The organism is Microcoleus sp. PH2017_34_RAT_O_A (assembly GCF_020737885.1).
In the GTDB taxonomy this organism is placed as follows: domain Bacteria; phylum Cyanobacteriota; class Cyanobacteriia; order Cyanobacteriales; family Microcoleaceae; genus Microcoleus.
The window spans coordinates 1-9,578 of sequence record NZ_JAEQDD010000076.1 but is presented as its reverse complement, the minus strand read 5'-3'; the positions used below and the strand labels follow the sequence as shown (position 1 = coordinate 9,578).

Here is a 9,578-nt window from a genome sequence, read left to right as displayed (position 1 = left end):
AAAGATTGTAAAATGGGCTTCTAGCCTGTTCCAGCAGAAAAAATCAAAGATTGTGGAATGGGCTTCTAGCCCGTTCCCAAAGACAATTTCAAAGATTGTGGAATGGGCTTCTAGCCCGTTCCTAAAACCATAAAAATAACTGCACAATCTAAAACTTGTCCAATTATCCCCATCCTCAATTGTCACCAAATCCCTCTAAACCTGTCCATCCCCTCAAGCGGCTGCTGAAGTACGGGCGCCGCTACCGCCTGAAAACTTGGCTGGCAAGTATTTGTTCGCTGCTGAATAAATTCTTTGATTTAGCGCCACCAGCATTAATCGGTATTGCCGTTGATGTGGTGGTGAAACAACAAGATTCTATCCTTGCTAAGTGGGGCATAAAAGATGTCGTTTTGCAACTCGCAATCATTACTTTTTTGAGTTTGATTGTTTGGACTTTGGAATCGGTTTTTGAATATGCCTATGATTATTTGTGGCGCAATTTGGCTCAGGATATCGAACACGATTTGCGTCTGGAAGCTTACAGCCATTTACAAGAATTAGAATTAGCTTATTTTGAAGAACGCAGCACGGGCGGTTTGATTTCGATTCTCAACGATGATATCAATCAACTGGAACGTTTTTTAGACGGTGGTGCCAATGAAGTGATTCAGGTAAGTACGACGGTAATTGTGATTAGCGCCGCTTTTTTTGCAGCATCTCCTGCTGTTGCTATCCTGTCAATGCTGCCAATTCCTTTTATTATTTGGGGCTCGCTTGCATTTCAAAATCGCCTTGCTCCACTGTATGCTGATGTGCGGGAAAAGGTGAGTTTTTTGAACGGGCAATTGTCGAATAATCTGACGGGAATTACTACTATTAAAAGTTTTACTTCCGAAGATTATGAAACTCAGCGCATCGAAACCCAAAGTCAAGCTTACCGCCAAAGTAACCGACGGGCGATCGCAATTTCGGCAGCTTTTATTCCGCTAATTCGCGTGGTGATTTTCCTGGGCTTTATTGCAACGCTATTTCTGGGCGGTTTGGAGGTAGTGGCGGGCAGATTGTCTGTAGGGACTTACAGCGTTTTGGTGTTTTTGACGCAGCGGTTGCTGTGGCCCCTGACCCGCCTGGGTGATACTATGGATCGATACCAGCGCGCCATGGCTTCTACTAATCGGGTGATGAATTTGTTGGATACGCCGATCGCAATTCGCACGGGTGATATTCGGCTGCCGGTTAGTTCGATTAAAGGCACGCTGGAATTTAAAAATGTTACCTTTTATTACAATCAAAGAAAACCGATTTTGCAGTATTTTTCCCTGACTCTGCCGGCGGGGAAGACTACGGCAATTGTGGGCGCGACTGGTTCGGGAAAAAGTACGCTGGTAAAATTAATTATGAGGCTGTACGAGGTACAATATGGTCAGATTTATCTCGATGGCATAGAATTAACTACCCTGAATTTAAAAGATTTACGGAGAGCGATCGGATTGGTGAGTCAAGATGTATTCTTGTTTCACGGTACGGTGGCCCAAAATATTGCTTACGGCACTTTTGATGCCACCGATCGAGAGATAGTAAATGCTGCTCAAATTGCGGAAGCTGACGAGTTTATCGCGCAATTGCCGGACGGTTACAACACTATTGTAGGGGAACGCGGTCAAAAATTGTCGGGGGGACAGCGGCAGCGGATTGCGATTGCGAGGGCTGTGTTGAAGAATCCGCCGATTTTGATTCTGGATGAAGCTACTTCAGCGGTGGATAACGAGACGGAGGCCGCAATTCAGCGATCGCTCGAACGAATTACCAAAAATCGGACTACAATTGCGATCGCCCACCGTCTTTCTACTGTCCGTAATGCCGATTGCATTTTTGTCATGGAGCAGGGGCGAGTGGTAGAATCGGGGCATCACGAACAACTTATCGAACATAATGGAGTTTATGCGTCGCTCTGGCGGGTGCAATCTGGTATAAAATAAAAGCGCTGCGCTTTTAGGTTGAATTTGCTAATTGGTAATTGGTCATTGGGCATTGGGCATTTGGCATTGGTAATTAGTTATTCACAGTCTGCTAATAACGAATCACAAATAACCAATAACGAATCACAAATAACCAGTAACCAGTAACCAATAACAAATAACCAATAACCGTAAGATATTAGTTTCTACAAGCAAAGAGAAAAAATGTTTTTATTTGGTAGCCCTGATTCAGAAGAAAAAAAACAAAATAACTGGCGCCGCAAATTAGATAAATTTGTAGCAGCCAACAAACAAGAATTGGCGGCTTTAGCTTGGGGACTCCTTCAGGAAAGAGGAGAGGAAAGCGACGATATTTTGGGCATTGATATTGCCGGAACGCCACGCTTCGTGTACTGTAAAAAAGAGGCAGTAGAAGAGTTAAACCGTCAAGTTAAAAGTCATATTCAGGAAATTTTAGGAGTGCTAAACGCTCACAAACCGGAGAAAGAGGTAGCGATTTTGGCGATCGGCGAAGGTGAAATCAAGCTAATTTTGTTTGAAATTGACCCCGCACCCCCTGATTGTTTTGAACTCGCAGCAGCGGATGTCGATACATTGATCGATCGCCTAGAAAAGCAAATGGCTGAATATATTAAAGGATAAATTATATCCAATCCGGTAAAAAAAATACTAATTAAGTTCGTAGTGAGGACTTTAGTCCTCATTTTCAGAGGACTAAAGTCCTCACTACGAACCAGTTTTGTTGTGTTGGATATCAAAATAACCAAGAATCAAAATAACCGGCGGGTGGCAAATCGTCGGTCAAAATTTGAGCTTGGTCTAAATTAGCTATAATCTGAGACAATTCTGAACCTATTTTCACATCAAGAGCTCTGTCTGTCAAGGAAAACGAAAATTCATGTCCATCTTGCACATATTTTGCTCTGGAAACAATCTCGTCTTTGTCTAAAATAGGGCCGTTAGTCCCAATTAAAACACTATTAATATCCTTCCAAGGGCATACGTATACCTGGGAAAACACGCTTTGAAAAGTCTTCACCTTTTGGGCATAAAACTCATCTCTTTGCAGCAGATTTACTAAAACAACTCCAGCGGTTGACAAATGTTTTTGGCAAAGTTCATAAAATTCTTTAGTTGCTAGCCGGTGCGGAAAGTAGCCGTTGCCAAAAAACACGTCAGTCATGATTATATCGTACTGCACATCTGGGCTTTGCTGCTCTAGATACTCTCTCCCATCTTGGATTGCTACGCTGAGTCTGCTGTCGAAGTGCACTCCAAAACACTCAATGGCGGCTGAAATCGCGATCGCATCTACATCAGCACATTCTACAACAGTTTCCGGCAAATAATGGTGCATAACTAACGGAATTCTGCCACCGCCAAACCCAGCTATATAAACTTTTTTAGGTTGATTTTGCCACAATAAACCCAACATCATCGCTTGGGTATATTCTGAAACTAAATGCAGAGGATTGTTGAGGTTGAACACAGATTGCAATAAATCTGTATACAAATTCACTTTTTCTACTAAACATAGCTTAATTTGACCTTTATCTTTTCTAACTGCAACATAGTGAACTCCCGACTCTTTGCAAAACACAACTCCATCCGGCTGTTGTTGCACCCAAGCCAGCCTCTGTTGAATATTCGCTAAATTGATAGTTTGCCAATTTTTTTGTTCGTCAATCATCTGATTTTTTAATTTATTGGACGCACGAGTGGTTAGAAATGCGTCAATCCTGTTTTCTTTAAACTCTATCTTTTTTGAGATTAAATAAAGGTACGTTGTTGCGCTTCAGCGCTCTTTTCTAATTTATAGCGGATCTAGCGAAAGATTCGCGGACGTTGTTGGGAAGAGAGCCCTCTTGGTTTCAGTGGTTATATAACCTGTCAGTCATACCTCACCTTTTTGAGAAAGGCTATATATATAAAAGAGCGCTGAAGCGCAACTACGTACCTAAAGACTAATCCCTATAAGAGTGCAATTTTCTTTGAAGGTTGTTGCGCTTTATGACCCTTTTCTACTTTATATATCAAAGAGCGCTGAAGCGCAACAACGTACCAGAAGACTAACCTCTATAAGAGTGCAAGTTGCGTCGAGGAATGTACTAAAAATCGTAGACTAACCGGGTATTTGCGAAGGAACTGGGTTTCTCATCAATTTTCTATTTTATATTGTGAAAAAAACCTGAGATAAATTAAGTAGATGATACCTGCTTATACGCCACAAACTCCAAACCCGAAATCGAAAAATCTATTCTTTCCCAATCTTGCTTATCACCTTCAAACTTTTCAAACGCTGCTGAGGTAAGCAAAATCTCTCCCCGTTCCGCCAAATCCTCTCCCAGCTTGGCTGCTAGATTAAATTCCGATCCGTACATATCCTCTCCTTCCAGCATCAAAACATCGCCGCAGCCAATACCAATGCAGAGGTAAATATCCATATCCGGCGGCAGAGTCGTGTTGACAGCCACCGTTTGTTTCAGAGAGTCAATTGCAGATTCCACAGCAGATTTTACATCGGGAAATACTGCAAAAATATTGTCTGCTTCCTCCTTAACAACAGTACCGCCACATTCCGCAATTATCGGTTTGACAATTCCGTGCATCCGGTGAATCATTGACAAAAAATGAATGATTCCGTAACGGACAGTTGTTCGAGAAAATCCCGACATATCCATTACCAAGATTGTGTGATTTTGACGAAAAGTTGCATTAATTTGGGCGTCAATTTCTGCCATTCTTTGGGGGTTTTCGTTTCTTTCTTGCAGCAGTTTTTCCAAGTTGGTGCGGTTATTTGTTTTCATTGTAGTTGAATTAATTAAACTCCCAATCGCGACAAAAAGGCTGAGGGCGACCAGCGGGATGTACTGCACAATTGATACCATCTTTGCCGTAATAATAGTCGCAGACTTTGCAAGGTTGATTTTGCTCAATCTTTTTCATCAAAATTGCCCGGATAGTCTGAACTCGGTTGCGATACTTGTTGGCTGTCGAGTGAGTCGGTTCAATTGCCAAAGCTTGCTGAAAAGCTGCTATGCTGGTATCGTACAATTTAATAATTTGGGCGCTGTATTTTGTCCAAGCATCGGCGCGACTTTGATACAATTCAATGGTACTTAAGTTTAAAATGCCGTATTCCGTCCAAGCGTCAGCCGAAGCCCGATCGAACTTAATATTGGCATTCATCAAGACTTTTTTGATGGTTGCCAAAAGTTCCCTGGGCTGCCAAGGTTTGCTAACATACGCCTCGGCGCGATCGATCGCCCTGGAGAACAAAGCTAGCTGCTGTCCCTTGCCGGTTAAAAATATTACTGGTATATTCCGAGTTTCGGGATTAGCTTTGATTAAACGGCAAACACCGTAACCGTCCATGCGGGGCATGACGATATCTAATAATACTAAATCCGGGTAACTTCTCTCAACTTTATCTAGTGCTTCCACACCGTCAGATGCTTGAATTACATTTAATCCACTGCATTTCAACTGATGTGAAATGCACTCCCGCTGGCTGCGGGAATCTTCCACAACTAAAACTGTACTCATCACTCCCCACCTGGTTTCCGATGTAAACTTGTGCGCTGCTTCGAGTTGCCCTGACTGACATTATTTTACCCACATTGAATGATTTTGTTATCACTAGCTAAGGGAATTCTCTAAACTTGCAACAAATCTTAAACTGGGAAGCACAGGCGATACCGATCGCAAAAATCTGCTTGCCAATACGGGGAATTATTGCAAGTTTGATAAAAAAATATTCGGATTTTAAACCTTAATAACGGCAAACTGTACTGATGCAAGCCAAAAACCTTGTTGAATTGCCACAGATAATCCGCTACTGTGTACGTTAAAGTTCTTATGGACGACACATGAATAGATTGCTCCTCACTTTGCTTGTAAGTCCGACGCTGTTTGGATCTCTGATGTCTTTGAGCGCGATCGCCCAAACTCAAAACATAGGCGAAACACCGGGTAAATCGGCTGATGCGCCAACCTGCGTGCGATCGCCCCACACCCAACGTCTGACTTGTATGCGCCTTCCCGGTAAGGCTGCTGCTGCTAATTCCAAGGCCAGAATCGGTTGGCAGCGCCCGAATCAAGAACCGGTGGCGATGCTAGATTTTACGGAGGAAGAAAGCGATGCAGCAGCGGCGCTGTTTGGCTGCGACTGTCAGTTGTGCATCAATTCCCTGCGTCAGTTGCGCGGTTTGCCGCCCTTGGACTTGAGTTGAGTGCGATCGCCAAGACTGCTTCAGCTAACGTTGTTTTGTAAGATCGACTCTCTCGTAGTTTGGCGCAGTCTTCTTCGGTAATCTAAAATCTAAAATCCAAAATCTAAAACCAAAAATCTCAAATCTCAAATCGCTCGATCGGGGTGTTATTTCTGCGCCAAAGCCCATACTACTAAGGGAAAATCCGGCTCATTTGCTAACGAATGAATGGAAGCATTGTAATATTCCCATTTTGAGAAGTTTGCCACAATACAAGCGCGGTTTCCCCAAGAGCCTGTTTGGATGCGCTCTAAATTGAAACCGCATTCAGCCAGCAGGTATTTGATTCCTGTTTCTGTCCAGCGAGAGCAGTCGTTAGGGTAATCGTGAATCCGAATCAAAAACGGTATAGTTATTAAAAAATAACCGTTTTTGTCGAGCATTTGATAGATATTTTTGCCAGCGCGGTAAGGCCAAAGTAAATGTTCAAATATCTGTTCGGCAATGATTAAATCAAATGTTTGATCGAGGCAACACTCGCAAATGTCAAACTCTGGATATTTGACGGATTTATAGCTTTGAAAAGATTCTAATTTGCCCCAACTGTCGCCAGAGATTTCTAAGGTATTTAATCGATCGGGCTGCAAGCTTTTAACGATGTTGCGAGTTTCGCGGTTCATCACAACTCGGCACCAATGTTCGTCAACTGCACCAAATACCATATTTCCTCCGTTGAGATTTGTAGGGCGATTAATAACGGGATAGCTAGCCTTCGGGAAGGGGAGAGCGAACGCTTCACGCAATTTTTCTCTACAATAACCTATTCTGATTGGCGATCGCCCGCACCGACTGCTAAAATGAAATGTATAATATTAGCGATGTAAACCGCTACTCGAAATCATGTCCGCAAATACCGCGCTACCGCCAACCCTAGCTAAAATTGTCCAGCGCTTCCAGCGACACTCCGATCCGAAACAGCGCTACGAACAACTGCTGTGGTATGCCAAGCGACTCCCACCATTTCCCGAAAGCAATAAACAGCCAGAGAACAAAGTTTCTGGCTGCGTGTCACAAGTTTATATTACCGCAACTTTAGCCGACGGAAAAGTTTCCTTTGAAGGCGATTCAGACGCTCAGCTAGTCAAAGGATTAGTTGGCTTGCTCGTCGAAGGTTTAAGCGGATTGACGCCTGCGGAAATAGTCAGCGTTACCCCAGATTTTATTCAAGATACGGGATTGAATGTGAGCCTGACACCTTCTCGCGCTAACGGATTTTATAACATCTTTCAAATGATGAGAAACAAGGCACTGGGTTGCGAAGTTAGCGCGCAAGCAGAAGCAAATTAACAGGAGCAAAAGCTGTGACTCAGACTGCTGATTTAATCCAATCTAATTATGGCAGCTATCCCGCGACAGTTCAAGAATATCTCTGGAACTGGAAAGGAACGCAAATCAAAGTTATTTACGAAACCAGAGGACAAGGAAACACCGTATTATTGCTGCCAGCTTTCAGTACGGTTTCAACACGAGCAGAAATGCGTCCTTTAGCGGAATTGTTGGCGCCTAACTTTCAAGTTGTGAGTGTAGATTGGCCTGGTTTTGGCGACTCGGATCGCCCGCGCACCGACTACGAACCGCAATTATATCATCAATTTATTCAGGATTTTGTTGAGTCTACTTTTAGCAGTCCTGTGGCTGTAGTTGCGGCCGGTCACGCTGCGGGTTATGCGATGCAATTAGCGCAGTCAAAGCCGAATGTTTGGTCAAAAATTGTGTTAGCTGCACCGACTTGGCGCGGGCCTTTACCGACGATGAGCAAACAGCAAAGCGGCTGGCACGGAATTGTCAGAGAATTAGTACGATCGCCCTTACTCGGTCAATTCCTTTACAAACTGAACACTGCGCCGTCATTCCTGGGTTTAATGTACCGCCGCCACGTCTACGCGGATGCAGCAAAAGTCACCCCCGATTTCATCCAAAACAAATGGAAAGTCACGCAGCAAGTAGGTGCGAGATTTGGTTCGGCGGCTTTTGTAACTGGTGGTTTAGATCCGGCAAAAACCCGAGAAGAATTTGTCGCCAACTTCCAAGAATTAGCAGTGCCGGTGATGGTTGTAATTGCTGAGAAAGCACCGCCCAAATCTAAGGCGGAAATGGAAGTATTAGCCCAATTACCGGGAGTAGAATCGCGAGTTATCCCTGGTTCTTTGGGCTTGCACGAAGAGTATGCGGCGGATTTGGCAAATGCGGTTAAGTCTTTTGTTTAAGATTATAGACTTCTTGCAAAAATAATTAGGACGGGCTAGAAGCCCATCCCACAATAAAAAAGATTTTTGTGGGATGGGCTTCTAGCCCGTCCCAAATGACTAATGACTTCTTCTATTCTTGATTGCCTTTCCCGCGAATATATCCGTTATCTGCAATCCGCCAAGCACCCCCAGTATTGCCGGTTAAATCGCAATCATCCACCGTAGCAATACTATCTCTGTAAACTGCGATCGCCTCACCTTCATTACCATTAATTCTACACCTGCGCGCAATCAATTTTCCTCCCAATCCGACACCTATTCCCAGAGTGCCGTTATTATAGATATTGCAATCTTCCACCGTTGCTTTGCCATTATCCGAGATAAAGATTCCGTTCCATATTCCATCATGAATTTGACAGCGACGGATTACTGAATTAGCATTAGAGCCGCAGATTACTACCACAGAATAGTTGGCAGAAGTGATATCGCTGTCTTCTACGATTAACTCGCCTTGGCGAATATCTACAGCGTAATATTTTCCTGTTGTTTTAATTGTCAATCCTCGGACTAAAGCGCTGTCTGTTGCCATTTGAATGCAGTTTGAATCGCTGCTTTCAACAGTGACGCTACCCGCTTCTATGTTGCCGATAATTTCCACAGATTTGTCGATTATTATACTTTCTTTGTACACACCCGGATGCACATAAATTCGCGTACCTGAAACAGCATTTTTTAGGGCTTCGCTAATAGTGGTATAGTCACCTTCGCCTTGCTGAGAAACTACAAATTCTTGATTTTTCAAAATTGCTGCTTCTGGGGTTGACTCGGCGTTTTTATCTAGTAATTCAGCTTTTGGTGATTCTTCCGCTGTTGCAGTAATTTCCGGTGTTGGCTGCAACCGTTCTTGATATACTGTTTCTAAGTGATGTTCTAACTCAGATATTTGAGATTGAAGTTGAGCTTGACTCTGGTTTGCTTTCTCGATTTGACTTTGCATTTCCGAGAGTTGGGCGTAAATGTGCGATCGCTCTCTGTTAGCAGTTTCTAGTTGAGACTCTAATTGCGATCGAGTTTGACGCCCATTTTCTAACTGATTTTCTAAGTCGGATATTTGAGATTGCAGTTGATTTTGATTTTGATTGGCTCTCTCGATTTGA

Annotated in this window: 10 protein-coding genes; 5 read left to right on the top strand and 5 right to left on the bottom strand. The window is 43.4% G+C overall.

The genetic code is table 11. The features are described 5' to 3' along the window. The first annotated feature begins 179 nt into the window (after positions 1-179). Together JGK11_RS22670 and JGK11_RS22665 are read left to right on the top strand one after the other, a co-directional pair. Positions 180-1,961, top strand: coding sequence for an ABC transporter ATP-binding protein (locus tag JGK11_RS22670; RefSeq protein ID WP_293212999.1), 1,782 nt, complete (start codon positions 180-182; stop codon positions 1,959-1,961). Positions 1,962-2,165: 204 nt separating this feature from the next. Then, positions 2,166-2,603: a hypothetical protein gene (locus JGK11_RS22665; RefSeq protein WP_293212983.1), complete on the top strand. Its 438-nt coding sequence runs from the start codon at positions 2,166-2,168 to the stop codon at positions 2,601-2,603. A 112-nt stretch (positions 2,604-2,715) separates the two neighbouring features. On the opposite strand, the gene JGK11_RS22660 is transcribed toward JGK11_RS22665, so the two are convergent. The 3 genes from JGK11_RS22660 to JGK11_RS22650 all read right to left on the bottom strand — a co-directional run bounded on the left by JGK11_RS22660 (position 2,716) and on the right by JGK11_RS22650 (position 5,507). After that, a complete protein-coding gene (locus tag JGK11_RS22660; protein ID WP_293185108.1) occupies positions 2,716-3,651 on the bottom strand; it encodes a fused MFS/spermidine synthase in 936 nt (311 codons plus the stop codon). 508 nt (positions 3,652-4,159) lie between these two features. After that, entirely contained in the window at positions 4,160-4,768 is a 609-nt protein-coding gene (locus tag JGK11_RS22655; RefSeq protein ID WP_293193104.1) for an adenylate/guanylate cyclase domain-containing protein, read from the bottom strand. Positions 4,769-4,778: 10 nt separating this feature from the next. Continuing rightward, positions 4,779-5,507: a response regulator gene (locus tag JGK11_RS22650; protein WP_293185111.1), complete on the bottom strand. Its 729-nt coding sequence runs from the start codon at positions 5,505-5,507 to the stop codon at positions 4,779-4,781. Positions 5,508-5,830: 323 nt separating this feature from the next. Between JGK11_RS22650 and JGK11_RS22645 the strand changes: the two genes are divergently transcribed. Beyond that, the gene (locus JGK11_RS22645) at positions 5,831-6,193 is read left to right on the top strand and encodes a hypothetical protein (RefSeq protein WP_293212981.1); all 363 of its coding nucleotides are present in this window, start codon (positions 5,831-5,833) and stop codon (positions 6,191-6,193) included. A 146-nt stretch (positions 6,194-6,339) separates the two neighbouring features. On the opposite strand, the gene JGK11_RS22640 is transcribed toward JGK11_RS22645, so the two are convergent. Continuing rightward, entirely contained in the window at positions 6,340-6,975 is a 636-nt protein-coding gene (locus JGK11_RS22640) for a methyltransferase domain-containing protein (protein WP_293193106.1), read from the bottom strand. Positions 6,976-7,072: 97 nt separating this feature from the next. On the opposite strand from JGK11_RS22640, the gene JGK11_RS22635 reads away from it, so the two are divergent. After that, positions 7,073-7,519, top strand: coding sequence for a SufE family protein (locus tag JGK11_RS22635; RefSeq protein WP_293185115.1), 447 nt, complete (start codon positions 7,073-7,075; stop codon positions 7,517-7,519). 14 nt (positions 7,520-7,533) lie between these two features. Then, complete coding sequence (locus tag JGK11_RS22630) at positions 7,534-8,439, top strand: alpha/beta hydrolase (RefSeq protein WP_293193107.1); 906 nt, start codon at positions 7,534-7,536, stop codon at positions 8,437-8,439. A gap of 112 nt (positions 8,440-8,551) precedes the next feature. Here JGK11_RS22630 and JGK11_RS22625 read toward each other — a convergent pair. Continuing rightward, on the bottom strand, positions 8,552-9,578 hold a 1,027-nt coding region (locus tag JGK11_RS22625), incomplete at its 5' end, for a right-handed parallel beta-helix repeat-containing protein (RefSeq protein ID WP_293193108.1).

Bases quoted from the DNA above. Each gene is read 5' to 3' on its own strand.
- JGK11_RS22665 (WP_293212983.1), top strand. From the start codon at position 2,166: ATGTTTTTATTTGGTAGCCCTGATTCAGAAGAAAAAAAACAAAATAAC.
- JGK11_RS22660 (WP_293185108.1), bottom strand. From the start codon at position 3,651: ATGATTGACGAACAAAAAAATTGGCAAACTATCAATTTAGCGAATATT.
- JGK11_RS22655 (WP_293193104.1), bottom strand. From the start codon at position 4,768: ATGAAAACAAATAACCGCACCAACTTGGAAAAACTGCTGCAAGAAAGA.
- JGK11_RS22650 (WP_293185111.1), bottom strand. From the start codon at position 5,507: ATGAGTACAGTTTTAGTTGTGGAAGATTCCCGCAGCCAGCGGGAGTGC.
- JGK11_RS22645 (WP_293212981.1), top strand. From the start codon at position 5,831: ATGAATAGATTGCTCCTCACTTTGCTTGTAAGTCCGACGCTGTTTGGA.
- JGK11_RS22635 (WP_293185115.1), top strand. From the start codon at position 7,073: ATGTCCGCAAATACCGCGCTACCGCCAACCCTAGCTAAAATTGTCCAG.